The organism is Flavobacterium panici (assembly GCF_024499525.1).
Taxonomy (GTDB): Bacteria; Bacteroidota; Bacteroidia; order Flavobacteriales; family Flavobacteriaceae; genus Flavobacterium; species Flavobacterium panici.
This window is the reverse complement of the sequence record NZ_CP100437.1, coordinates 2,728,847-2,754,725: the sequence shown is the minus strand read 5'-3', so window position 1 is coordinate 2,754,725 and position 25,879 is coordinate 2,728,847. Positions and strand designations below refer to the sequence as shown.

The 25,879-nt window shown below is 32.1% G+C and carries 25 protein-coding genes and 1 pseudogene; 20 read left to right on the top strand and 6 right to left on the bottom strand.

Annotated features, from left to right (window positions below; genetic code table 11):
* Positions 1-18: 18 nt before the first annotated feature.
* Positions 19-324: a nucleoside triphosphate pyrophosphohydrolase family protein gene (locus NLJ00_RS11705; RefSeq protein WP_256637308.1), complete on the bottom strand. Its 306-nt coding sequence runs from the start codon at positions 322-324 to the stop codon at positions 19-21.
* A 179-nt stretch (positions 325-503) separates the two neighbouring features.
* On the opposite strand from NLJ00_RS11705, the gene NLJ00_RS11700 reads away from it, so the two are divergent.
* The 19 genes and pseudogenes from NLJ00_RS11700 to abc-f all read left to right on the top strand — a co-directional run bounded on the left by NLJ00_RS11700 (position 504) and on the right by abc-f (position 16,226).
* Complete coding sequence (locus NLJ00_RS11700) at positions 504-1,820, top strand: B12-binding domain-containing radical SAM protein (RefSeq protein WP_256637307.1); 1,317 nt, start codon at positions 504-506, stop codon at positions 1,818-1,820.
* A 31-nt stretch (positions 1,821-1,851) separates the two neighbouring features.
* Entirely contained in the window at positions 1,852-2,958 is a 1,107-nt protein-coding gene (locus tag NLJ00_RS11695; RefSeq protein WP_256637306.1) for a DNA glycosylase AlkZ-like family protein, read from the top strand.
* Between the two features lie 143 nt (positions 2,959-3,101).
* A pseudogene (locus tag NLJ00_RS11690) lies at positions 3,102-3,496 on the top strand (helix-turn-helix transcriptional regulator).
* Between the two features lie 112 nt (positions 3,497-3,608).
* Positions 3,609-4,229, top strand: coding sequence for a hypothetical protein (locus tag NLJ00_RS11685; RefSeq protein WP_256637305.1), 621 nt, complete (start codon positions 3,609-3,611; stop codon positions 4,227-4,229).
* 78 nt (positions 4,230-4,307) lie between these two features.
* Positions 4,308-4,670 carry a hypothetical protein gene (locus tag NLJ00_RS11680; RefSeq protein ID WP_256637304.1) on the top strand — a complete coding sequence of 121 codons (363 nt, stop codon included), beginning with the start codon at positions 4,308-4,310 and terminating at the stop codon, positions 4,668-4,670.
* Positions 4,671-4,676: 6 nt separating this feature from the next.
* Complete coding sequence (locus NLJ00_RS11675) at positions 4,677-5,630, top strand: hypothetical protein (protein WP_256637303.1); 954 nt, start codon at positions 4,677-4,679, stop codon at positions 5,628-5,630.
* Between the two features lie 50 nt (positions 5,631-5,680).
* On the top strand, positions 5,681-6,136 hold the full coding sequence (locus NLJ00_RS11670) for a hypothetical protein (RefSeq protein ID WP_256637302.1): 456 nt from the start codon (positions 5,681-5,683) through the stop codon (positions 6,134-6,136).
* 153 nt (positions 6,137-6,289) lie between these two features.
* Positions 6,290-7,450, top strand: coding sequence for a DUF1624 domain-containing protein (locus NLJ00_RS11665; RefSeq protein WP_256637301.1), 1,161 nt, complete (start codon positions 6,290-6,292; stop codon positions 7,448-7,450).
* A gap of 118 nt (positions 7,451-7,568) precedes the next feature.
* Positions 7,569-8,036 carry a DinB family protein gene (locus NLJ00_RS11660; RefSeq protein WP_256637300.1) on the top strand — a complete coding sequence of 156 codons (468 nt, stop codon included), beginning with the start codon at positions 7,569-7,571 and terminating at the stop codon, positions 8,034-8,036.
* A 17-nt stretch (positions 8,037-8,053) separates the two neighbouring features.
* Positions 8,054-8,542: a YegJ family protein gene (locus NLJ00_RS11655; RefSeq protein ID WP_256637299.1), complete on the top strand. Its 489-nt coding sequence runs from the start codon at positions 8,054-8,056 to the stop codon at positions 8,540-8,542.
* A gap of 234 nt (positions 8,543-8,776) precedes the next feature.
* Entirely contained in the window at positions 8,777-9,964 is a 1,188-nt protein-coding gene (locus NLJ00_RS11650) for a hypothetical protein (RefSeq protein WP_256637298.1), read from the top strand.
* A 142-nt stretch (positions 9,965-10,106) separates the two neighbouring features.
* The gene (locus NLJ00_RS11645) at positions 10,107-10,433 is read left to right on the top strand and encodes an ArsR/SmtB family transcription factor (protein WP_256637297.1); all 327 of its coding nucleotides are present in this window, start codon (positions 10,107-10,109) and stop codon (positions 10,431-10,433) included.
* A complete protein-coding gene (locus NLJ00_RS11640; RefSeq protein WP_256637296.1) occupies positions 10,423-10,923 on the top strand; it encodes an SRPBCC family protein in 501 nt (166 codons plus the stop codon). The genes NLJ00_RS11645 and NLJ00_RS11640 overlap by 11 nt, the downstream gene beginning before the upstream one ends.
* Positions 10,924-10,966: 43 nt before the next feature.
* Positions 10,967-11,470: an SRPBCC family protein gene (locus tag NLJ00_RS11635; RefSeq protein WP_053471087.1), complete on the top strand. Its 504-nt coding sequence runs from the start codon at positions 10,967-10,969 to the stop codon at positions 11,468-11,470.
* Positions 11,471-11,556: 86 nt separating this feature from the next.
* Positions 11,557-12,426 (top strand): alpha/beta hydrolase, encoded by an 870-nt coding sequence (locus NLJ00_RS11630; RefSeq protein WP_256637295.1) that lies wholly within the window; start codon positions 11,557-11,559, stop codon positions 12,424-12,426.
* Position 12,427: 1 nt separating this feature from the next.
* Positions 12,428-13,114: a GNAT family N-acetyltransferase gene (locus tag NLJ00_RS11625; RefSeq protein WP_256637294.1), complete on the top strand. Its 687-nt coding sequence runs from the start codon at positions 12,428-12,430 to the stop codon at positions 13,112-13,114.
* 136 nt (positions 13,115-13,250) lie between these two features.
* Entirely contained in the window at positions 13,251-14,075 is an 825-nt protein-coding gene (locus NLJ00_RS11620) for a hypothetical protein (RefSeq protein ID WP_256637293.1), read from the top strand.
* 40 nt (positions 14,076-14,115) lie between these two features.
* On the top strand, positions 14,116-14,484 hold the full coding sequence (locus NLJ00_RS11615; RefSeq protein ID WP_256637292.1) for a nuclear transport factor 2 family protein: 369 nt from the start codon (positions 14,116-14,118) through the stop codon (positions 14,482-14,484).
* Between the two features lie 152 nt (positions 14,485-14,636).
* Entirely contained in the window at positions 14,637-16,226 is a 1,590-nt protein-coding gene (abc-f, locus tag NLJ00_RS11610; protein ID WP_256637291.1) for a ribosomal protection-like ABC-F family protein, read from the top strand.
* A 132-nt stretch (positions 16,227-16,358) separates the two neighbouring features.
* Here abc-f and NLJ00_RS11605 read toward each other — a convergent pair whose 3' ends face one another.
* The gene (locus NLJ00_RS11605; protein ID WP_256637290.1) at positions 16,359-17,894 is read right to left on the bottom strand and encodes a YifB family Mg chelatase-like AAA ATPase; all 1,536 of its coding nucleotides are present in this window, start codon (positions 17,892-17,894) and stop codon (positions 16,359-16,361) included.
* Between the two features lie 79 nt (positions 17,895-17,973).
* Positions 17,974-18,945, bottom strand: coding sequence for a Gfo/Idh/MocA family protein (locus NLJ00_RS11600; RefSeq protein WP_256637289.1), 972 nt, complete (start codon positions 18,943-18,945; stop codon positions 17,974-17,976).
* A gap of 316 nt (positions 18,946-19,261) precedes the next feature.
* On the opposite strand from NLJ00_RS11600, the gene NLJ00_RS11595 reads away from it, so the two are divergent.
* A complete protein-coding gene (locus NLJ00_RS11595) occupies positions 19,262-20,578 on the top strand; it encodes an ammonium transporter (protein WP_053471095.1) in 1,317 nt (438 codons plus the stop codon).
* Positions 20,579-20,877: 299 nt separating this feature from the next.
* Here the strand turns inward: NLJ00_RS11595 and NLJ00_RS11590 are convergent, their stop codons facing one another.
* The 3 genes from NLJ00_RS11590 to NLJ00_RS11580 form a co-directional block, all read right to left on the bottom strand.
* Positions 20,878-22,944, bottom strand: a complete 2,067-nt coding sequence (locus NLJ00_RS11590) for a protein-disulfide reductase DsbD family protein (RefSeq protein WP_408611640.1) — start codon at positions 22,942-22,944, stop codon at positions 20,878-20,880.
* Positions 22,945-22,967: 23 nt separating this feature from the next.
* Entirely contained in the window at positions 22,968-24,278 is a 1,311-nt protein-coding gene (gene tilS / locus NLJ00_RS11585; RefSeq protein ID WP_256637287.1) for a tRNA lysidine(34) synthetase TilS, read from the bottom strand.
* 279 nt (positions 24,279-24,557) lie between these two features.
* On the bottom strand, positions 24,558-25,856 hold the full coding sequence (locus NLJ00_RS11580; RefSeq protein ID WP_256637286.1) for an anthranilate synthase component I family protein: 1,299 nt from the start codon (positions 25,854-25,856) through the stop codon (positions 24,558-24,560).
* Positions 25,857-25,879: the final 23 nt, after the last annotated feature.

Below are 25,879 nucleotides of genomic sequence, written 5' to 3'. Positions count from 1 at the left end.
TATACTTTTGAAAAGACTTTATTTCAAATATGAAAACCATTTATCTTCCATAGACTTTTCTAAATCAATATCATGATGATTGGCAAATAATAAAACCTGACCAAGAATATCAGCCAGTTCATTAGAGATGTTTTTTTTCAATTCCTCTTTTGTAAGGTTCCTATTCCTGCCTCTAAGCGTATATGAAAGATAATTTTGCGTTAACTCTCCTAATTCTTCTTGTAGCTTTAAAATATACCAGTCGTCGTCTCTTTTAATATTACAGTTTTTTTCATACTGATCAGATACCATTACAACTTTCTTTGTTAATTCATTTAAATCCATTCTTTTTTATTTGCATTTTATTATTAACTGATTTTCTTTTTATCTCTTCATATAAATAAAGATAATATGTTGTAAATATATGGATTCATTTTATTTATATAATTTTTTTCTTACTTTTTAAATTGTTTATTACAAATAAATTACTTAATTTTCTTACTTATTAATTTAACAGAACAATTATGAAAATAGCAGTTATTTATCCCGAAGTAATGGAGATCGCAAGATATAAAACAAAAAGAAAAGAATTTCCTCCCTTTGGAGCTCTATATATTGCGGCAGCATTAGAAGAACATCAATATAAGGTAGATATTATAAAACTTACTTCAGATAATTTAATTTATGACTTTTCAGATTATGATGCATTAGCTTTTAGTATATCATCTTCTGCAACTTTTAATATGTTTGTTGAATGTAGGTTTAAAAGCAAAATAAATAATAAAACCTTATTGATGGTTGGTGGAATACATGCAAATTTATTTCCTGAACAGACTTTAATAGATTTAAAACCTCATGTTGTAGGAATTGGAGAAGGAGAAATTACTATTATTGAAATACTAAAAGAAATTCATACCAAAAACTTTGATAAAATAGAAGGTGTATGTTTTATTAAAGATGGAAAACCGTTTAAAACGCCACCAAGAAAATTAAATAAAAATATTGATGGATTTCCTTTACCAGCTCGACATTTAATACCGCAAGACGATTTTATTATGAACAATAGAATGTCTAACACAGACATATTGATGACACATATAATGCCTGGAAGAGGATGTCCTTTTCCTTGCAGGTTTTGTGCTTCATCACAAACTCAAGTTCAATATAGGAGCGGCAACAACATAAGACACGAATTAATACATTTAATAGAAAATTATAAAATTGAAGGTTTTTCTGTAGTGGGAAATGATTTTATTTTGAATAAAGGAAATGTTCAAGACATCTGTGATTCAATAAAGGATTTAAATTTATCATGGTCTACTTTATCTAGAGTTGATAGAGTAGATCCAGACATCTTGCTCAGAATGAAAAATTCAGGTTGCTATGAATTAGACTTAGGAGTAGAAACAGGAAGTCAGAAAATTTTAGATGCAATGAAGAAAAAAATTGATGTTTCGCAAATAAAAGAATCTCTTAAAATGACTTACGAAACAGGTATAAAGAATAAAATATTTTTAATTCATGGTTTTCCTGGCGAAAATCATGAAACAACAATGGAGACTATAAATTTATTAGAAAATGTAGGACATTTAATTGATAGAATCTCTTTATTTCGTTTTGTTCCTCTTCCGGGCACTTATGTTTATAATAATCCTAATGAATATAATTTGAGAGGAACTTTAAATTCACCTAATTGGGATGGAGATTGGAGCAAATTTCATATACATCATAACCACTATCATTGGTGGGGAAGTGACAATGACTTTAAAGTGACTAACGATTCGTACGAAATGCTTAATAAGTATATTGAAAGCAAATGGCCGCCAAAATATGAAATTTAAATTCTAACCTCATGCTAAAAAAATCACTTTTATGATAAATTTAGAAAAGATCCAAACATACAATAACAACAAACATTGTTTAATAAAAACCGAGAATAATATTTTTAATGTTGTAAATAGTTTAATTGGATTGCATTCTGCAAGATTAATAACCCCATTTTCAACTTTAAACACCAGATTAGACGATTTCAATCCAGAAGAACTAATTTCTGAAACTTTCACTAAAAATAATCTAATCAAGTTACGTTGTATGAGAACTACTTTACATACAGTTAATCTTGATATGGCTCCAATTGTCCATCAATCAACAAAAAAAATAAGAAATACAATTTGTTTAGGGCTTTTAAAAAAATTGAATCTAACCAGCTCGACAGTATTATACACAGAAGAATTAATTAAGTCAATTTTACAAGAAAACGAACTGAGTTCAAAAGAAATAGAAAACCACCTCTTCATTAAAAAAAATATAAATATTAATGTTACAAGAGCTATTATTAAAAAACTTTGGGAAGATGGTATTATTTGTTATCTAAACAAAAGCACTTATTGGGGAACTGAAAAGCGCATTTATGCCTTAACCGAAAAAAGATATCCTACACTTTTTTTAGAAGGTATTTCAGAAACTGATTCTCTAAAAAAATTAATACGTATATACATAAAACAATATGGTCCGGTAACTGAACAAGATATTGTATGGTGGACAGGATTACCAGTCTCATTAATTAGAAAATCTTTAGAGCATCTAAAAAAAGAACTTTACATTATTCATATAAAAGAGATAAAATCTCCTTTTTTTTTACTAGATGAAGATTTAGAAACCCTGAAAGAAACTGAAAATCAATCGGATTTTACAAACATCAAACTATTAGCTTATGAGGATCCATTTTTAAAAGGTTATTTTGAGAGTAGGTTAAGATATGTATCCGAAAAAAATTATTCTGCATTATTTAATCCAATTGGAGAAGCAAGGTCAAGTATTATTAAAAACGGAATGATTGTTGGCTTATGGAAATGGAATAAAAAAAGTAATACTGTCGAAACAGAATTATTTGAAAAATTTTCAAAAAATGATTCCAAAATATTAGATATTGAAGTTGTTAAAACCATAAAATGTTTGTCAAAAAATGAAAAACATTAAAATAATTTCCGGCTTAAAAAAGCATCTCTCATTGCTCACACTAACGATGAAGATAAAATTTTGAAAAGCAGATACCAATTTCTATCAGAAAAAACATATTTTCATTTCATTCAAATAAAGAAAAAATTAAATACCTTTGAATTATGAGTACAGCGACAAAACCAAAACACATTGGCAGAACATTAGCCGAATCAGAGAACTTAAAGGTATGAAGCAGGAAGCGCTTGCTTATGCAATTGGATTAAGCCAGCAGACTATTTCAAGTATAGAAACAAGCGAAATTGTTGAAAAAGATAAGCTTGAAAAAATTGCAGAAGCACTTGGAGTCACTGTAGAAGCCATTGAAAATTTTTCAGAAGAAGCAGTTTTCAATTTTTTCAATAATTTTTACGACAATAGTTCCATTAGTGGTGCGCAAGGAATTAATAATTCTTGCACATTCAATCCGCTTGATAAAGTTGTTGAACTTTACGAACGTTTAGTTCAGGCTGAAAAAGACAAAAACGAATATTTAGAAAAATTACTAAAAGGAAAATAATTCCTCAACGATAAAAATTTCGAAAAAGCACAAGTATCACTACTTTGTGCTTTTTTTTAGCGTAAATAATAAACCATTATTTTAACAAGAATAAAAAAACCTACATTTCTATATGAAAAACCCATTTCTACTAATTTTAATTACTACCATCAGCTTTTATTCACAAACTAAAATCGAACTAAGAGATTTGACTTTTCAAGTTCCAAGTGAATTTACACAAGTAAAAAAAGAAAATGGAGGATTAAATTATAGTGGCTTTTATGAAAATGGAAAAATTTTTATTGATTCTACTAATGTAGAAGGATCAACGTTTATTGGATATCAGTATTATGAAAATTTGTATGCAGGTGAAGAAAGGTCAGAAAGTGTACTAAAAATGCTTAATAAAATAACTGCAGAAGACTATAAATGTGACACTTTAATAATTGAAGCCAATAAAAATTATTCACTTGCCAGATATAATGTATTCGGAAAAACATTATTTGAAGCAAAGAGCCTTGGAGAAAAAGGCTGGATTAATATTCAGCTTTTTTCGGATCCTAAAAATGACAAATCAAATTTTCAAAAAATGTTGTTCGTTCTAGGAGCTATAAAACATTCAGGTCCTTATGGTAAAGCACATCAAGAGCGAATGAATGAATCCGGAAATGCTTCAAAATTTGCAATTTTAGCACTTATCGTCTTTTTAATAATTCATTTTTTAAGAAAGCAAATAAATAAAAATAATGCATAACTAGTATTGGAAATTCTCTATATAAGAATTATATCACTGAAATTATTTACATAACTTGCATTAACAAAAACAAACAAAATGAAACCACAAATACGAATCCTACTTTATTCAATTCTATTCTTTTTATATCTTACTGCAACTTCCCCTTTATTGTTGCTGGGCGAAAAATTAAAAACAGATCCATATTTAACTTTAGGTTGTGGATTTGCCGTTCTTAATCTTATATATGCCTTTTTAGCCTTAAAATGGAAACCTTTACTAAATATATTCTTCGCTGTCGGGATTGCTGCTTTGGCTTTATTTCTGGCTCTGAAGTTTACAAACTTACATTTACTTTTAAATTACGATCCGTATCAGGTTAAAACAGCAATATTTGCTAATGCTGTATTTTCAATTATTTTTTGGGAAATTGTTTATCAGATAAAAATTAGAAGAGGATAAAAAAATATGAAAAAACTACTTTTCTTAGCACTCTTTTTATTCTTTTTCCAGACATCTTACTGCGATGTTGTTCCCGAAAACACACATTATTATGGAAAATGCGTCAAAATAATAAACATAGATGAGTTTCCGGATTATTCTTTTATTGGCTATATAAAGCAAGTATCAGGAGACCACTCTACTGAATCGTATATTATAAATTCTAAAGATTGTATTCACAAAGGATATAAATTCAACATGTTTTATATCGTGGCTGCCAAGAAAAGTTATCTTTTAAATAAAAATTTAGATACTCTGAATTGGTTAGAGGATAAAAATGTTCTGAAAGCTAATATTTCTATTGGCAGCGAGGGCGGATATACCGATAATGACGATCCTATGTCGTTTCTCGAAGAACAGTATAAAATTGTAAAACTTACCAAGACAAGAATTATATTATATAAATGCAAAGAATTATTTGAATATAGTAATGGAGAACCATTTTCGGTAAAAGAATATGCTTATGAAGAACAAAGCAAAAGCGATGTTTATCCTTTTAAAAATGATGACAGAGTAATTGAAATTTACCCAAACAGTAAAGTATTTCATTTTTTACTCGCATTGCTGGTTACAATTTTCATCGAAACTCTTGTTTTATTTCTTCTATTTAAAACCAAATACAAGAAACTAAACATAACAAATAAGCTGTTGTTAATTACAGGATTTATAACTTCATTTTCAACTTTGCCGTATGTTTGGTTTGTTTTTCCGGCCCTTATAGCATCTCGATTTCCTTATATCGCATTTAGCGAATGTTTTGCAATCATAATTGAATCAGTTATTATTTATAAGTTATTAAAAATAGATTATAAAAAAGCACTTTTAGTTTCTGTAATCTGTAATGTAATCTCATTTTCAATTGGACTGCTTATTAATTGGAATAGTGTCTATGATATTATTCTGAACTTTATAAACTCCTAAATCAATATCAAACTAAAACTATAAAAAAACTTAACCTAAATCAAAAACCTATGAAAATTACGATTCCCCTATCGGCATTATTCTTATTATTTACGGCAAATGTATTCAGCCAAACTCTAACAGATTTAAAACTAAAAGCCAAAGAAATTCCAAAAGGCTATGCACCTAACGACGGTCAGATTTGTGTTACTCCTCAGGCTTGTAATTTTTATACCGATATTGAAACCTACAGCAACATTGTTGGAACCGTAAAAAGCAAACAAATACAAAGTTTTAAAAACAGAGCAGACAGCGGTTCTATTATGTATTTTGAATTTGATCACGTATTTAAAGGCGACCGATTTCTGCAGGGTTTATTATGGGGAAAAGACGGTCAGCCAACAGATGAACATCCGGAAGAATATCTGGCAAAAGGAAAATTTCTAATCATCTGGAGTTTTCATCCTGACAGTCCCATTAAGGAAAAATCAGAAACCAAAATAGAAGCGATTTTGAATAAGATATAAAACCTAACCTGAGTTATTCTAAATGGGCAATTTTAATTGCTTTAGAGCCCGAAAATAAAAATTTATGATGCCCTAAATTTCGATTATTTTTTATCGGGAATACTTTTACAAAAAATCATTAGATTTACTTTTAAGTATTTAAAAATCAAAATCATGAAACGACATCCATCAATCGACATTGTTCGCGGAATTGTAATGATAATTATGGCTCTTGATCATGTGCGTGATTTGATGCATGTCAATTCGATCACACAAAGTCCCACCGATTTAGCGACTACTTCACCTTTATTATTTTTTACTCGTTTTATTACACATTTATGCGCACCCACTTTTGTTTTCCTGGCAGGAACTTCGGTTTATCTTTCACTTCAAAACACAAATAATTTTACCGAAACCAGACAGCTTTTATTAAAAAGAGGTCTTTGGCTCATTCTGCTTGAATTTACAATCGTCAATTTTGGATTGTTCTTCGATATTGGTTTTCACACACTTTTATTTGAAGTGATAGCTGCAATAGGTTTTGGGTTTATCGCTTTAAGTTTATTACTCAAAATCCGTTCTAAAACACTTGGAATAATAGGATTGCTGATTCTCGTCTTTCACAATCTTTTACCGCTTATTCCATTTGCAGAAAATTCAGTTATAAAAACTGTTTTAGCACCTTTTTTTAGTCCGGTTGTGTTTCCGTTTTCGGGAAGAGCTTTCATCATGGGATATCCGCCAATTCCTTGGCTTGGAATTATGCTTGTTGGTTTTGCAGCAGGAAAATTCTTTGAATTGGCAGAAGAGAAAAGGAAAAAACTATTCACAAAAATTGGTTTAAGTACTTTAGTCCTATTTACAATAATTCGCTTTATAAATATTTATGGCGACCCCGCTTTATGGACAATACAAAAAAATGCTGTTTTTACATTTTTGTCTTTTATTAATGTGACCAAATATCCGCCTTCACTCCTATTCTGTTTAGTTACTTTGGGCATTACTTTTTTACTTCTTGCTTTTGCAGATCAATTTCACAGCAAAGTTAAAAAGGTGACTTTAGTTTACGGAAAAGTACCTTTATTTTATTTTGTCATTCATTTTTATGTTATTCATATTTTAACCCTAGGCATGCTTATTATACAAGGGTTTGATTGGTCACAATTTGAATTTGCTTCTGGAACTTTCGGAAGACCTAAAAGCGTAGAAAGCGGGTTACCACTTTGGGCTATTTATTTGATTTGGATTTTTGTTGTTGGATTGCTTTACAAACCTAGTCAATGGTTTGGAAAATATAAGGCCGAAAATAATTTTTTGTGGCTGAAATATATTTAAATAATTAATGAAAAAATAATATCTTAAAGGACTTAAGAACTCAAAAAAACAACGGTAAATACGAATGGGTTCAGCAGGAATAAATCAATTCTTATTATAGATTCTAAAATATTGAAATATGAAAAACACTGTAGAAATTGCCAATCGTTTTAGAGAAACTATTTTAAACGGAACCTGGATTGCCAATACCAATTACAAACACCAGCTCGAAAATTTAGACTGGAAAATTGCTGTAACTCCAGTAAAAAACCTCAATACCATTTCAATTTTGGCGCAGCACATTCATTATTACATCAACGGAATTAATAATGTTTTTAAAGGCGGACCTCTGGATATAAAAGACAAATTTAGTTTTGACTTCCCTCCCATTACTTCGCAGGAAGACTGGCAGATTTTTTTAGATAAATTCTGGAATGCTGCCGAAGAATTTGCTTCTTTTATAGAACAAATGTCCGACGAAAAATTAGATCAGGTTTTTGTAGATGAAAAATATGGAACATATAAAAGAAATATCGAAGCCATGATTGAACATAGTTATTACCATTTAGGACAAATTGTTTTGATCAGGAAATTATTGACAGAATAAAATTAAAAAACATAAAAATGAAAACAAAACTACTAGTCTTAATAACCATTCTTTGTTTGGTAAGCTGTAAAGAATCAAATAAAATTGAAAGAGAAAATGAACCTGCAATTTATGGCGTCGAAAGTGAAGATAAAGAAATGAATGCTGCAATTGAAAAAGCCAACCAAACCTTGAATGATTTTAATATTGGATTATCAAATCCTAAAGCACAAAGTCAGGCTTTAAAAGTTGCGTTTACAGATTCAAACGGAACCGAACATATGTGGGTTGAGAATGTTGAATTTAATAATGGCAAGTATTCAGGAATTTTAAACAACGACCCGGAGTTCGTTACAGAATACAAAGCCGGTGACAAAATAGATATTGATTCTTCGAAAATTAGTGATTGGATGTATATCGAAAACGGAAAACTATTTGGTGGTTATACCATAAAAGTTTTACGAAATAGAATGACCTATGAAGAACGCAAACAATTTGATGCTGAAAGTGGTATGCAAATCGATTAAATTTAAGTAAGTATTTATTATCGATTAAAATACTTTACTTCATTTCTTATGAAAACTATTGTTCTTGCCTAGCCCCGATAGAGCCGATATCCTCGCAATGGAATGGAGAGATAAAGGCGAAAGCGGGACTAAAAGTAATTCTGAAAAACAGAGACCTCTGCTTCTAAAAAATTTAAAAAAGGCATAGTTGTTGAAAGTTAAAAAAGATATATTTACACCTTCAAAATGAATATCATGCAAAAAATTACTTTTTTATTTTCTATACTATTTTTAGCCTTTTCTTCATGCGGCGTTAAAACGACTCAAGCTTTAATAAGTGATGGTAATTACGACGGCGCAATTGATCGTGCTGTTGAAGCTTTGAGAACCAACAAAGATTCTAAAGGAAAACAAGATTATGTGTTTTTGCTTGAAGAAGCGTATGCAAAGGCAAAAGACAGAGATTTACGCGATCTTGATATGATGTCTAAAGAAGCCAATCCGGCAAATGCAGAACGTATTTACAATACTTATTTACAGCTCAATAACCGTCAGGAAAAAATTCGTCCTTTATTGCCTCTTCGTTTATTGAAACAAGGAAAAAATGCGAGTTTTCCGTTTGATAATTATTCAGATCAAATTGTGAGCAGTAGAAATGCACTTTCAAAATATTTATACGAAAATGCTTCGGCGCTTTTGAAATCAAAAAATAAACTGGATTTCAGAAAAGCATATGATGATTTTTTCTATTTGGAAAGCATAAATCCGAATTACAAAAACACCAAAAAACTGATGGACGACGCTCAGTTTAAAGGAACTGATTTTGTGGATGTTTATGCAAAAAACGAAACCAATATGGTGATTCCGAAACTGCTTCAGGACGATTTACTGGATTTTAAAACCTACGGACTCAACGATAAATGGACGGTTTATCACAATGCACGACAAAAAAATGTAAATTATGATTATAGTTTGATTATCAATTTCAAAAATATTCTTATTTCGCCAGAGCAGATTAAAGAGAAAGAATTCATTAAAGAAAGACAAATTAAGGACGGTGTAAAAACACTTCTTGACAGCCGCGGAAGACCTGTAAAAGACAGTTTAGGAAAGGAAATAAAAGTGGACAATTATAGAACGCTTCGTGCCAATATTTACGAGTTCAGACAGTTTAAATCTTGTCAGGTAACGGCAAAAGTAGATTATGTTGATTTAAAAACGAATCAGTTACTGCAGACTTTCCCCGTAAGCAGCGAGTTTATTTTTGAGAATATTTATTCGACTTATAAAGGTGATCGAAATGCCTGCGACGACAACTATATTTCATATTTTAATAAACGTGCCGTTCCGTTTCCAAACAACGAAAAAATGGTTTATGATACTGGCGAAGATCTAAAGGCAAGACTAAAAGATATTATTGTTCGAAATAAATTTAGAGGATAATTTAACATTACACAAAAGGCGCATTTTATGTGTCTTTTTTTCTTTTATAAATCTCTCACATAAAAAAAATACAAAAAAACAATTGCGCAACCAAAAAGTTGCCTATATTTGCAACTGATTAGTTGCGTAAATTATATTTAAAATGAAACGAGATATATTTCAGGCCATTGCCGATCCTACACGAAGAGCAATTTTAGTTTTGGTTTCTGCCAATGCATTAACACCAAATGCTATTGCAGATCAATTTAATACGACAAGACAGGCGGTTTCGAAACACATTAAAATTTTAAATGAATGTGAATTACTCGACGAAAAAAAAGTGGGCAGAGAAATTTATTATCAGCTCAAAATTGAAAAAATGAAAGAAGTTGATCAATGGCTGGAACAATTCAAAAAGATTTGGGAAAACCGATTTAGTCAATTAGATCAAGTATTAATTAATCTAAAATCTAAAAAAAATGAAATCTAATCTAGTAATGAATTTTGAAGTTGACAAAGAAAATAAAACCGTAAATATAAAACGTGAATTCGACGCATCGCTTTCAGATGTTTGGTCTGCCTGGACAGAAGCTGAAATTTTAGACCAATGGTGGGCGCCAGCTCCGTATAAATCTAAAACAACAATTATGGATTTTAAGGAAGGTGGAAAAAGATTATATGCCATGGTTGGCCCGGAAGGTGATGAACGCTGGAGTATTTTTGAATATAGTTCGATTTCTCCAAAAACAAACTTTAAACATGCTACCACTTTTTGCGATGCCGAAGGAAATCCAAATTCAGCTTTTGGAAGTTCTTATTGGGATTTAACGTTTTCTGAGCAAGGCGATTTGACAGTTGTTGATATTGCAATAAGACGAGACAGCTTTGAAGAATTGGAAAAAATAATCGAAATGGGTTTCAAAGAAGGTATTACAGCTACAATGCAAAGTCTGGATAAAATCTTTGAAGCACGAAAATAAAATAGTTTCAATAAGTAAGAATGAATTTAAAATCTAGAGAATTATGAAATCAAATCTTTTAATGAATTTTACTGTAGACAAAGAAAATAGTACCGTAAATGTAAAACGTGAGTTTGACGCATCATTAGCAAACGTTTGGTCTGCATGGACAGAACCTGAAATTTTAGATCAATGGTGGGCGCCGGCTCCGTGGAAATCCAAAACTAAAAGTATGGATTTTAAAGAAGGCGGTCGCAGAATATATGCTATGGTTGGCCCGCAAGGCGAAGAACATTGGGCAATTGCCGATTTTACATCGATTAGTCCGAAAACTAACTTTAAATATCTGGACGCTTTTAGCGACAGCGAAGGAAACTTGAATACTGATTTTCCGAGATCAAACTGGAATGTGAATTTTTCTGAAGAAGGAAATTCAACTATTGTTGATATTGCCATTAAACATGAAAATTTATCTGATTTGGAGAAAATCATCGAAATGGGTTTCAAAGAAGGATTTACAATTGCAATGGAAGGCTTAGACAAGATTTTTGCCGAGAAAGCAAAATAAATCCCTCCAAATGATATGAAAGACGAAAGCCGCAAAAAATAAAAATTGTAACTTTCGTCTTTTATAAATCATTTTTTACTTCCATAATGAACAAATTTTTTATCCTCACTTTTTTACTTCTTTCTTCAACTCTAATTTTAGGCCAAAACAGTAAATCTAAAACTACAGAAACGACTAAACCTTTTGTTTTAGGTGTTATAGATGAAATTCAATCTAAAGAATTAGGCGAAAATAGAATTCTAAACATTTATCTTCCTGAAGGTTATAATCCTAAAGATCAGGAAAAATATCCCGTAATTTATTTATTAGATGGTTCTGCCGATGAAGACTTTATTCATATTTCGGGTTTAGTGCAGTTTAATAGTTTTGAATGGATCAATCAGGTTCCAAAATCGATTGTTGTAGGTATTGCAACTGTCGACAGAAGAAGGGATTTTACTTTCCCAACAACTGTTGAAAAGGATAAAAGCCGATTTCCAACAACCGGACATTCAGATAAATTTATCGCTTTTATCGAAAAAGAATTACAGCCTTTTATTGATAAAAAATACAAAACAAACAATTCTAAAACAATTATCGGTCAATCTTTAGGTGGATTATTGGAAACCGAAATCTTATTTAAAAAACCTTCTCTTTTTAATAAATATGTAATTGTAAGCCCAAGTTTATGGTGGGACAATGGTTCTATTTTAAATCTGGATTCTGAAATTTTTCAGGAGAATTTCAAACAAAATGTTGAGATTTACATTGCTGTAGGCAAAGAAGGACTTGCGCCAACCCAAATGCCGAGAGTTATGGAAGTTGATGCTAATTTATTGGCCGAAAAAATAAAGGCATCAAAAAGCAAAAACATTAAAAGTTATTTTGATTATTTCCCTGCAGAGAATCACGGTACGATTTTACATCCGGCAGTTTCGAATTCTTTTAAATTCTTTTACCCGCAAAGCAAAGAATAAAATGAACAATACAGAAGAAAATAAATTAGATAATCCCGTTTGGAATTCGTTGTCTGAAAGCCATGCTAAATTTGCTTTTGACTATAACGGAACCAAATTTTATAATCCGGATTATTGTCCGTTTGGAGGATTTTTAAACCTTGATAGCACTTTAGAATCAGCAGAAAAATATGCTTCGTTATGTGAAAATTTCTTTATTGTTGGCGAAAAACCTAAAATAGCTGACACTTTAAAATTGGTAAAAGAACTAGTTTGTCTTCAAATGATTATCCATCAAAAAATTCAAATAACATTTGATAATGAAATCATTAAGCTGAATGAAGAGCATTCAGCAGAATTATTTGATTTAGTAAATTTAGTTCAGCCTGGATATTTTAAAACCAAAACATCTTTATTAGGTAATTATTACGGAATTTTCAATGATGGAAAATTAGTTGCAATTGCTGGTGAACGCATGAAAATGAATAATTTTACAGAAGTAAGCGCCATTATTACGCATCCGGATCACACCGGAAAAGGTTACGCTAAACAACTGACTTCGCACGTTGTAAATAATATTTTTGATGAAGGTAAAATTCCGTTTTTGCATGTTGTTGAAAGCAATATTGGAGCTATAAAACTCTATGAAAAATTAGGTTTTGTTACCCGAAGAAAAATGAGTTTTTGGAATATTTCTAAAAAAATCTAAAATTTACTTTCATTTAAGAACAGATTAAGGTCTAAAAAATAATAAGAAATTTCACTTGAAAAGAAATAGCAGATTATTAAAAAGTTCTATATTTATCCAAAATTAAACATTACCAAAAACCACAATTTTGAAACAAATGAAACTCCTTAAATTTTTATTTCTTGCATTGTTTATAATTTCTTGCTCTAATGATGATGAACCTGTAAATAATCCAGATAATGAATCTTTACTTAAAGAAATAAACCCAGATTTATTTTACTCTGACTTTGTACCTGTTAATCCGGGAGTAATGAAGTTTACTTTAGAATATGATTCAAACCAAAGGTTAACGAAAAAAAATGGTGGCTTTTTTGCTGTTGCAGGTTCAACTGGTTACAACAGAGTGTACACAAAAGATGTTTATACTTCTTTCGTTTATTCAAACAATACGGTAACTATCGAAGATTTTTCGAGTTCTCCAGATTTTGAAGTAGGGAAAAACACCAAACTAATTACTTTAAGTTCTGCAAATCAAATTATTGCGAAAGAAATTCCAAATACATCCAGTCCTTATTTGGCTAAAAAACAGATTTTTACATATAGCGAAAATAAGCTTGTAAAAATAACTACAACTTATCCTAATGTTCCTTATGATGCTTCAGATCCAAATGATTACGTTAGATCTTATGAGGAGAATTTTTATTATGATGCAAATGATAATTTGACAAAAACCGAATATCTTGAATTGCATAATGGAGTAAGTAAAGGCGAAAAAATCATCAGAACTTTTGAAGATTATGACAACTCAACAAACCCTTTCAAAAAATTACAATTATTAGAAGAATGTTTCTATCGTTCTCTTTCAAAAAATAATTACAGAAAATATACAGAAACCAAATACTATGATGACGCTTTGAGCTATGAAAGCAACAGAATCTGGGTTTTTACTTATGAATTAAACGGGCAAATAAAGATCAAATAATACGATTAAAAAATTATTAATTTAGTTTAAAATTTTAATCATGACACCAAATAAACAAACCGTAAACGAATACATGGCTGCTTTTATGGTAAGCGATCATGAAAGAATCCTTTCTTGCCTTACCGATGATGTAATTTGGGAAATGCCCGGAATTTATCAGCATGTGGGTAAAGAAGCATTTGATAAAGAAATTGAAAATGACAATTTTGTAGGCAGTCCAACAATTCAGATTATAAAATTAATTGAAGAAAATGATATCGTAATTGCCGAAGGCGCTGTTCAGGGAAACATGAAAAACGGAAATAAACTGGATGCCGTTTTTTGTGATGTTTTTGAAATGGAAAATGGAAAAATTAAAAAACTTACCTCCTATTTAATGTCAAAAAATGCCAGTTTAAAATTTGAATAATCTGCTATTCAAATCTTAAAAAATATTTTTTATATCTTTGCAAAACTAAATAAACCGCACAAACTCTATGTGAATAAAAATTTCTTTCGGACAATTTTAAGGTAAGCCACAATACGGCTTGCTAATTTGTTTATTCCTTAAAGAAAGAAATTATGGTTATTTTACAGAATATCTCATACCTGCATTCAAACAAAGATTTGTTGTTTGATACAATTACTTTTACAGTTAATCATCACGAAAAGATTGCTTTAATTGGCAATAACGGCGTTGGAAAATCAACATTATTAAAAATTATTGCGGGCGAATTACAGCCAGCCGACGGTTTATTAAAAAGTGATTCTAAACCCTATTATTTGCCACAGATATTTGGGCAATTTAATCATCTTACAATTGCACAAGCCTTGCAGGTTGAAGATAAGTTGAATGCGCTTCAGGAAATTCTTAACGGAAATGTTTCTGAAGAAAATCTCAACATTTTAAACGACGACTGGACAATTGAAGATCGCTGTAATGAAGCATTACAATATTGGCAATTACAAGATTTAAGTTTAGATCAGAAATTGGAAACATTAAGCGGCGGGCAAAAAACAAAAGTTTTCCTGGCCGGAATTTCAATTCATGTACCTGAACTTGTTTTGCTCGATGAACCGAGTAATCATTTGGATATTTCGGGAAGAGAATTATTGTATGGATTTATAAAAAACACTTCTTCAACTTTAATTATAGTAAGTCACGATAGAAAATTATTGAATTCACTAAATTCTGTTTACGAATTATCGAAACATGGAATTACGGTTTACGGCGGTAATTATGATTTTTATGCCGAACAAAAGCAGATTGAAAATAATGCTTTGAGCCAGGATATTCAGAGTAAAGAAAAAGCTTTACGCAAAGCAAAAGAAAAAGAACGTGAAACGCTGGAACGTCAAAACAAACTGGATTCCCGCGGTGAAAAAAAGCAGAAAAAAGCCGGAGTTTCGAGAATTATGATGAATACTTTACGCAACAATGCCGAAAACAGTACAGCAAAAACAAAAGGCGTTCATGCTGAAAAAATTGGCGGAATCTCAAAAGATTTACAAGATTTGCGTTCGGCTTTACCAGATATTGATCAAATGAAATTTGGCTTTGACAAAACCAATCTTCATAAAGGAAAAATACTTTTTAAAGCGACTGAAATTAATCATGGTTATGAAGATCAATTGTTATGGAAAAATCCACTTAGTTTTCAAATTCTAAGCGGACAGCGCATTGCCTTGAAAGGTTTAAATGGTTCCGGAAAAACGACTTTGATTAAAATAATCATGGGCGAATTACAACCCAAAACAGGAACTGTCTACAAAGCTAATTTTAAAATAATTTACATCGATCAGGATTATTCGCTTATTGAAAATGAAATTTCGGTTTACGAACAAGCTCAGAAATTTAATATTTCTGGTTTACAGGAACATGATATAAAAATGAAACTGAATAAATTTCTGTTTTCGCAAAATGACTGGAACAAACCTTGTTTCGCTTTAAGCGGAGGAGAAAAAATGCGCTTGATGCTTTGTTGTTTAACAATCAATAATCAAGCACCGGATATTATTATTCTGGATGAGCCAACAAATAATCTTGACATTCAGAATATCGAAATCCTGACGGCTGCAATTAATGAGTATAAAGGAACTTTAATTGTGGTTTCGCATGATGTTCATTTTTTGGAAGAAATACATATTGAGGATTTTATTGCGTTGAATTGAAATTAAGCGTATAATTTGTCATTCCTCTCTCGGAATGACATGATTGCGCAGAACTTTGTCAAAGTTTGAAACTTTGACAAAGTTTTCACCTCAAAGTATTACAATCTAAAATCTAAAACCATAAATCTAAAATCATCCAAGCCATCCCTCACGATCGAGACTTCTATATTGAATCGCTTCGGCGATATGCTGCGAAATTACAACCGGAGCATTATCTAAATCAGCAATTGTTCTGGCAACTTTCAAAATTCTGTCATACGCTCTTGCAGAAAGATTTAAACGTTCCATGGCATTTTTCAAAAGCTCTTTTGATTTTTCGTCTAAAGCGCAAAACTCACGAATTAATTTACTGCTCATTTGAGCATTGTAATGGATATTTTCTATGTCTGCAAAACGTATTGTCTGGATTTCGCGTGCGGCTGTAACCCGCTTACGAATTTCTACACTGCTTTCGGCCTTGCGGTCGTCTGCCAGTTTATCAAACGGAACCGGAGTAACTTCAATATGAATATCGATTCGGTCTAAAAGCGGACCAGAAATTTTACTCATATAACGCTGCATTTCGTGCGGTGAAGAAGTATTCGGCATACTTGGATCATTAAAAAATCCACTCGGACTTGGATTCATACTCGCCACAAGCATAAATGATGACGGATAAGTTACCGTAAATTTAGCACGCGAAATTGTAACTTCACGATCTTCAAGCGGCTGACGCATTACTTCTAAAACATCACGTTTAAATTCAGGCAATTCATCTAAAAACAAAACGCCGTTGTGCGCCATCGAGATTTCTCCAGGCTGCGGATAACTTCCACCACCAACCAAAGCCACATTCGAAATAGTATGATGCGGACTTCTAAACGGACGCTGATTCATTAACCCAACTTCTTTTAATTTTCCTGCAACACTATGAATTTTAGTGGTTTCGAGTGCTTCGCGCAAAGTCATTGGAGGCAAAATACTCGGAACACGTTTTGCCAACATTGTTTTTCCGGCTCCGGGCGGGCCAATTAAAATAATATTATGTCCTCCGGCAGCCGCAATTTCCATACAACGCTTTATACTTTCCTGTCCGCGAACGTCTGAGAAATCAAATTCAGGAAAATCCAGGGTTTTGTAAAATTCGGCTCTTGTATCAATTACGGTTGGTTCAAGAGTTCCTTTTCCTGCGAAAAAATCAATTACTTCTTGCAGATTCGAAACGCCGTAAACATCTAAACCGGCAACAATTGCAGCTTCTTTTACATTTTGAATAGGCAGAAAAAAACCTTTGTAACCTTCTTCTTTTGCTTTTATGGCAATGGGTAATGCGCCACGAATAGGCTGTAAACTTCCGTCAAGAGAAAGTTCACCCATAATAACATATTGTTCAATTTCCGGTGCTTTTATCTGATCTGAACCCACTAAAATTCCCATTGCAAGAGGCAAATCATAAGCAGAACCTTCTTTTCGAAGGTCGGCGGGCGCCATATTTATCGTGATTTTTTTCCCGGGAAAACTTAAATTATTATTTTTGAGGGCTGCCGCGATTCGGTAACTGCTTTCTTTTATGGCATTATCCGGAAGACCAACTAAATGATAACCAATTCCTTTATCCATATGAACCTCGATCGTAATCGTTGTTGCTTCAACTCCAAAAACGGCACTTCCGTAAACTTTTACTAACATAATATTCCTTTCATTAATTGTTTTTAAAACTAATGAAAAAAATATTAAAATGTAAATATTTTATTACAAATAAAGAATTTTAAAATGGAAGTCTAATCTGCGTTTTAATCTCCTCAACAATCTTACTCAAATCCAAACTATTCTGATGTGACCAAAGTTTACTTTCAATTTGATTATTTCTAACACAATTATTGCACTCAATTATTTCATGTGCATATCCTTTTCCTAAAGTTGGCAAATTATAAATAGATTCTTCTTCCTCTTTAAAAACAGAATATCCATCAGCCATAAACCACGGCGAATTTAATTCGATTCGGCCTTTTGTTCCGCTAATTAAAGCTTTCATATCAGATTCTGAAACTATAGAAGAATGTAAAATAGATTGTGCACTCTCATATTGTAATATCATGGAAGTCTGTAAATCAATTCCGTTTTTATGATAAACCGCTTTTGCAATTATCTCTTTCGGAATTCCGAATACTATATAGGAGAGAAATAATGGATAAACGCCAATATCAAATAATGCGCCGCCGCCTCGGTTTTTATCAAAAAGCCTGCTTCCTTCTATATCATTTCCTATAAAGGCAAAATCTGCTTTTATGTAATTTGCTTCGCCTATAATTCCACTTTCAACTTTTGCCAAAACATCCTGAACCGCCGGAATAAATCGTGTCCAAAAAGCTTCCATAAAAAACTTATTATGTTTTTTAGAAGCCTCGATCATACGTTCGGCATCTTTATACGAAAGTGCAATTGGTTTTTCGCATAAAACATGTTTACCACTTTCAAGTGCTTTTATAGATAATTCAGCGTGCGAATCGTGAGGTGTTGCGATATATACAATATCAATTTCTTTGTCCTCAAAAAGTAAATCATAAGAATTATACATTCTCATAGCATTGAATTTTGCTCCAAATTCTTCTGCTTTCAAAATATCCCGTGAAGCAACAGCAAGCAATTCTGCATCTTCAACCAATAATAAATCTGCTGCAAATTGATGTGCAATGTTTCCCAGACCAATTATTCCCCACTTTATTTTCTGATTTTTCATTCTTAAATTTTAATTACAAAAAGTGTTAAAAACATTAAATATAATTCAACAATAAATCTAATTAGATGTTTTTAGATAACAAACAACAAGTTTAACTCAAAAAAGTGTATTAAAAAAATAGGAAAAATATTCGATTTGATAACTAAGTAAAAAAAAACGCTGCTAAAATGTAAATTTTAAGTCTGTTTTAACAAATACATTCAAAATTGAAGGGGTTAAATTTAAAAATTAACAAAAATTAAACATTAGACTCTATTTTATTAGGGGGTATTAAATCATTTTATACTTTTATCAAAAATTTTAAAACTAAATAACTATGCGAAAAATTATTTTAAGTGTGATTCTTATCACTATTTTGGTACTAACCTTTATATCGAATTTCATCATCGCCGATAACCCAATTCCGGCAGAAGCTGTAAAGTTTGATACGGGAGATACGGCTTGGATGATCGTTGCAACTGCTTTTGTATTGTTAATGACTCCAGGATTAGGATTTTTCTACGGAGGTATGGTAGGTAAGAAAAACGTTATCAGTACTATGCTTCAAAGTTTTATGGCAATGGTAATTGTTACAATTTTATGGGTTGTTGTTGCTTTTGGATTGGCTTTTGGTCCTACAATTGGAGGAATCATCGGAAATCCATCTTCTAATTTATTCTTTGAAGGTGTTGGAACAAACACTGCATGGAGTCTTGCACCAACGATTCCGTTTATGTTATTCGCATTATTTCAGGCCAAATTTGCCATCATTACTCCTGCGTTAATTACAGGTGCTTTTGCAGAACGTGTACGTTTCTGGGCTTATTTGTTATTCATGGTTTTATTCATAATCGTTATATATGCTCCTTTAGCTCACATGACTTGGCATCCTGATGGAGTTTTCTTTAAAATGGGAGTTCTTGACTTCGCTGGTGGAACTGTAGTACACATGAGCGCTGGTTGGGCTGCATTAGCCGGAGCTATCTTTTTAGGAAAAAGAAAAATTCAAAAAGTTAATCCTGCGAGAATTACTTATGTATTATTAGGAACAGGTTTATTGTGGTTTGGATGGTTTGGTTTCAATGCAGGATCTGCATTAGGATCAAATGGTTTAGCTGTACAGGCTTTAGGAACAACTACTGTTGCTGCTGCCGCTGCTGCAATGGCTTGGGTTTTCCTTGATAAAATTTTAGGACACAAATTATCTGCACTTGGAGCTTGTATTGGAGCTGTTGTAGGTCTTGTTGCTATTACTCCTGCTGCTGGTTTCGTTAGTATTTCTCACGCAATCTTCATTGGTTTATTTGCTGCAATTGTAAGTAACCTTGTAGTAAGCAAATTCCCTAAAGGAAAAATCGACGATGCTCTTGATGTATTTGCTTGTCACGGTGTTGGTGGTATGGTAGGTATGTTATTAACTGGTGTTTTCGCTTCAAAAGCTATTAACCCTGTTGTTGGTGATAACCAAGGTTTGATCTTTGGAACTCCAACTTTGTTCATCAACCAGTTAACTGCTTTAGTTATCGTTTCAATCTTCGCTTTTGTAGGTTCTTATATTTTGTTCTTCATTGTAAATAAAATTACTCCTCTAAGAGTTACTGAAGAAAAAGAAGAATTAGGTTTAGATATCTCTCAACACGGAGAATTCTTATAGAAAATAATTTTTATATACTACTTGCTGATAAAAAAAGCACTCTATATTATTTAGAGTGCTTTTTTGTTTGAATTAACCTTTTATATTTTAGATTTTAGAGTGTAGATTTTAGATTAAAAACAGATCTAAAACATAAACTTCTTAAAACATAGCCCCCGGTTTCAACCGTGGGACGCATAGAATCGAGATTTGATATTGATTGTGTTCCCGCGGTTGAAACCGCGGGCTATATTTCTTAAGGTGCTAAGATTTTAAATCTTTAGACAGATTAAGAATTAGGATATCTCTTAATTCATAACTTATTTAAAGTTAGCAATTCCCTCTTTTAACCAATTTAAATATTCATCTGCACTTACATAGCTAATTGTTGGTTTAGAAGTATGTAAATTATTTCCTTCTAAGTCAGTAATAACATATAAAGGCTGTGTATTGGTTTTATATTTTGAGATCATAAAATCTGTCCATTTATCGCCAACTGTAATGATTTTGTCTCCGGCAGCGGTTACAAATTGTTCCTCTTTTGGCAATTCGCGTTTATCATCAACATAAAGAGAAATCAAAACAACATCATTTTTCAGGATTGGTAAAATCGTTGGTTCAGACCAAACGTTGTTTTCCATTTTTCTGCAGTTTACGCAAGCATAACCCGTAAAATCAAGCATAATTGGCTTATGGATTTCTTTTGCATACGCTAATCCATCTTCGTAGTCGTGGAAAACCATAATGCCGTGTGGCCCTAATTCTGCACCTTCAGGAAGTCCTTTTACATCGGTACTCAAACCTGAGTTACCAGATCCTCCTACTCCAAACGGACTTTCGCTGTATTGCGGCGGCGGCGGAAATGCACTGATTAACTTCAATGGCGCTCCCCAAAGTCCCGGAATTAAATACATTGTAAATACTAAAGTAAGTAATCCTAAATACAATCTTCCAACAGAAATATGCTGTAGCGGACTATCGTGAGGCAAGGTGATTTTTCCGAATAAATATAAAGTCAATGCAGCGAAAATAGCGATCCAAATGGCAATGAAAACTTCTCTTTCTAAGAAATGCAATTGTAAAACTAAATCGGCATTTGATAAAAATTTAAATGCTAAAGCCAATTCTAAAAATCCTAAAACCACTTTTACGGTGTTTAACCATCCGCCAGATTTTGGTAATGAATTTAACCAGCCCGGGAACATAGCAAACAACATAAATGGTAAGGCTAATGCTGATGAAAATCCTAACATTCCAACAACCGGAGCAATTCCCCCGTTTGAAGCTGCCTCGACCAATAAAGTTCCAACAATTGGCCCTGTACATGAAAATGATACAATTGCCAAAGCCAAAGCCATGAACAATATTCCAACTATTCCGCCTTTATCGGCTTGCTGATCTGCTTTATTTGCCCATGAATTTGGAAGCATAATTTCGAAAGCTCCCAAAAATGAAGTAGCAAAAATGATTAAGATCACGAAGAAAATCAAGTTAAACCAAACATCTGTAGACAAAGCATTTAAAGCATCGGCACCAAATATTTTAGTAACAATAAGACCTAAAATTACATAAATAGCAATAATAGAAAGTCCGTAAATAATCGCATTTCTAATTCCTTTTGCTCTGCTTTTACTTTGTTTGGTAAAGAAACTTACCGTCATAGGAATCATTGGGAAAACGCAAGGTGTTAACAAGGCTGCAAATCCTGATAAAAATGCAATAAAAAAGATGGACCATAAACTTCTGGCTGGTGCCGGAGCAGGAATTTCTTCTTTAGCCTGAGCTAATTTTTTATCTGTTTCTATTACTTGCTTTATCTCAGAAGCAGGAGCTTTTTCAACCGTATCTATTGCTAAACCAGCTCTTTTAGTTTCGTCTAATTGCGCTGGCGCTATAACTGGAACTTCATCCATTTTAAAGGTTGAAGGAACTGCAATAGAAAATTTCTTATTTGAATTGATACAAACTTCTTTACAAACCTGAAAATCAAAATCAACATCAACCGTTTTTAAATTTGGGTTGATGATTTTAATTTCTTGTTCAATATGCGCTTTTCTTTCAAAAAAAGTTTCATTTACACCAAAAACGTCATTAAAAGCAGTTCTGGTTTTACCTTCTTTTGCTTTTCCTACTAACTCGTAATTTCCTTTTTGGTTTTTAAAAGCGATTTCTAATGCAAGCGGTCCGCCTTCCGGAGTAAATTGCGAATACATATGCCAGTCTTTTTCAATCGTTCCGTCGAAAATTAAAACAGCATTATTTCCTTTTTTTTCGATTTTAGAAGTCCATTTTACCGGCTCTAAAATTTGGGCATTACTTGCCAAAGCAAAAAAGAAAAACAGAAAAAAGACAGTGATTTTATTCCAGATACTCCTAGAAAGTATCATTTTATGGTTTTGATTAAAGTTCATTATTGCAATTCTATTTTAAGTATTTTATTTGTGGTGTTTTTTATTTTAAAACGTTCATCCTGCCTGATTCCAATAACCCAGACTATCTGATTATCAGATGCTAAAATCCATGTTTTTTCCTTTTCGATCAGCGATAATTTTTCGTCTTTAAAAAGTTTGCTTACTTTTTTAGACTTTCCATGCATTCCAAAAGGCTGAAAAACATCTCCCTCATTCCATCTACGTAAAATCAAAGGAAACCGGATTTTTTCGGCGTCCACAAAGATAGCTTTATTTGAATCTATTGTAATGTCGTCTACCTGACAAAGCTTCAATTTTAAGGGAAAATTAACTTCTGTATCGTTTGCAGCAATTTCAAATTCTTCTTTTTCTGATATTTCTGAAACCGGACTTAAAATCAAAGTTTCTCTGTTTTTCAATAATCGAAATTCTCCAGAAAGAACTTGTTTTCCCGATTGCCCTTCAACTAAATCGTAAATATCATTCCAGGCCGAAAAACCAAATTCATTCAGCCATTGGTATAAATACGATTTATAATTGGGAAGTTTTTTCAATTGATTCAAATCGAAATGAATATCGTCGCCAGCTTCTTTTGCAACTTGCTGATAAATCATAATTGACGCATCTTCAACCATAATCTGCGATTCCTGCAAATACGATTGTGTTTTTTGAAATGCGTTTAAAAAATTGGGATTGATTTCTTTAAGAATGGGAACTAAATCGTGACGAATTTTATTTCGTAAATATTTATTAGAAGCATTACTGCTGTCTTCCCTCCATTCAATATTGTTTTCTTCGGCGTATTTCAGAATTTCTTCTCTTGAAAATGGCAGCAACGGACGTATTATTTTATCGTTTTGTTCCGGAATTCCGGTTAATCCTTCTAATCCTGTTCCGCGGGTTAAATTAATAATAAAGGTTTCCAGATTATCATCGGCATGATGCGCAGTTAAGATATAATCGAAGTTTTTTTCTTCCAAAAGTTCATAAAACCAACTGTAGCGAAGTTCTCGCGCCGCAACCTGAGTCGAAAGTTTATAATCTTTTGCAAATGCTTCGGTATCAAACTGTGTTATAAAAACGGGAATGTTATTTTGATCGCAATATTCCTGAATAAAATTCTGATCGCCGAAACTTTCCAAGCCGCGAAGCTGGAAATTGCAATGTAAAACGGCAATTTTATGTGGCAATTGTTTTAGTAAATGCAATAAAACCATACTGTCTAAGCCCCCGCTGACAGCGAGAAAGAGCTTTTTCCCGGCTAAAAATGGAAATCTGGATTTGATATGGTTTTGGAATTTTGAAAGCATTTGATAAAAGTAACAAATTAAATTTTATCTATTTTTAAATGAAATGTTAAGCAGTGATTTTTTTGTTTGCCACGAATTACACGAATTTCCACGAATTATTTTTTTGCCACAGATTAAAAAGATTTACACAGATTTTATTTATTTCTAAATGTTAAATTAAATCTGCAAAATCTGCGTGAAACAAAAAAATCTTTTTAATTCTTTAAATCTGTGGCTATATTTTTCACAAATTGAAGAAAAAAATTAGTGGAAATTCGTGCAATTCGTGACAAACCAACTTTACCGCAAAACTTCGTGCATTGCTTTAGCTTTTAGCAGGCATTCTTCGTATTCTTTTTCGGGAATTGAAAGGGATGTTATGGCGCTTCCTACTGAAAATGAGGCGTATTGTTTTTCCTGATTGTATAAAATACTACGAATAACAACATTGAAATCAAAATCACCTTCGGGTGTGAAATAACCAACGGCACCACTGTAAAGTCCGCGTTTGGTTTCTTCCAGATTTTCGATGATTTTCATAACCGAAATCTTTGGCGCTCCCGTCATACTTCCCATTGGGAAAGTTGTTTTCAAAACATCTAACGGAGAATATTGAGGATCTAATTTTGATGTTACGGTCGAAATCATTTGATGTACCTGCAGGAAAGAATATATTTTGCAAAGCTCTTCAACTTCAACAGAACCTTTTTGTGCCGTATGGGATAAATCATTGCGGACCAAATCTGTAATCATGATATTTTCGGCGCGTTCTTTTGCGTCAGATTCAAGGAATTCTTTTGATTTTTGATCTTCTGCCGAATCTGAAAATCGTTTTGAAGTTCCTTTTATAGGCTGAGAAATAATTTTATCTCCCACTTTTTTCAAATAACGTTCTGGCGAAGCAGAAAGTAAATATTGTTTGTGATTTTTGAAGAAAACTGAAAATGGTGCTTGTGAAATTTCATTCAGTTTCTCAAATTTTTCTAACGGATTAATTACAACATTTTCGGCAAAAAATTCCATACAAAAGTTTGCTTCATACATATCGCCTTTATGAATATGCTCAAGCATTTTAGTTACTTTTTCTACATATAATTCTTTTGAAATACGCTGCTTTACTTCTCCCGAAGCCTCGGGATCACTCAGTGTGACAAACGGCTTGAAATAGCTAGTTGTAATCTCATTAAAATCATCTTCGACCTCATCATCACAAAGCAGCAAATATTGAATTTCAAGCTGATTTCCTTTCAATACAAATATTTTTTTTGGTTGAAAAAAGAACAAATCCGGAAATTCTAACCCGTCAAAATTATTTGATTTTAAGTCTTCAATATCATTTTTTAAATCATAAGATAAATAGCCAAACAACCAGTCTTTTGTAGTCTGCTGGTATTGTTTTAAGTCATCAAAAGCGTTGTGAAAATCAGTTTTTAATGATGTAAAAGCATCGACAGCCAATAGACAATCAAAACTTGAATATTGCTGCGGATAAGAATTACTGTCTAAAAAAATGACTTCACGAAATTGCTGTGCCCAGGTTAAAAGCTGTTGTTTAAACTGCTCTGGGTTTGAAATAGGCTTGGTAATAGAAACTCTCAAAAATGAATGGATTTTTAAATTTC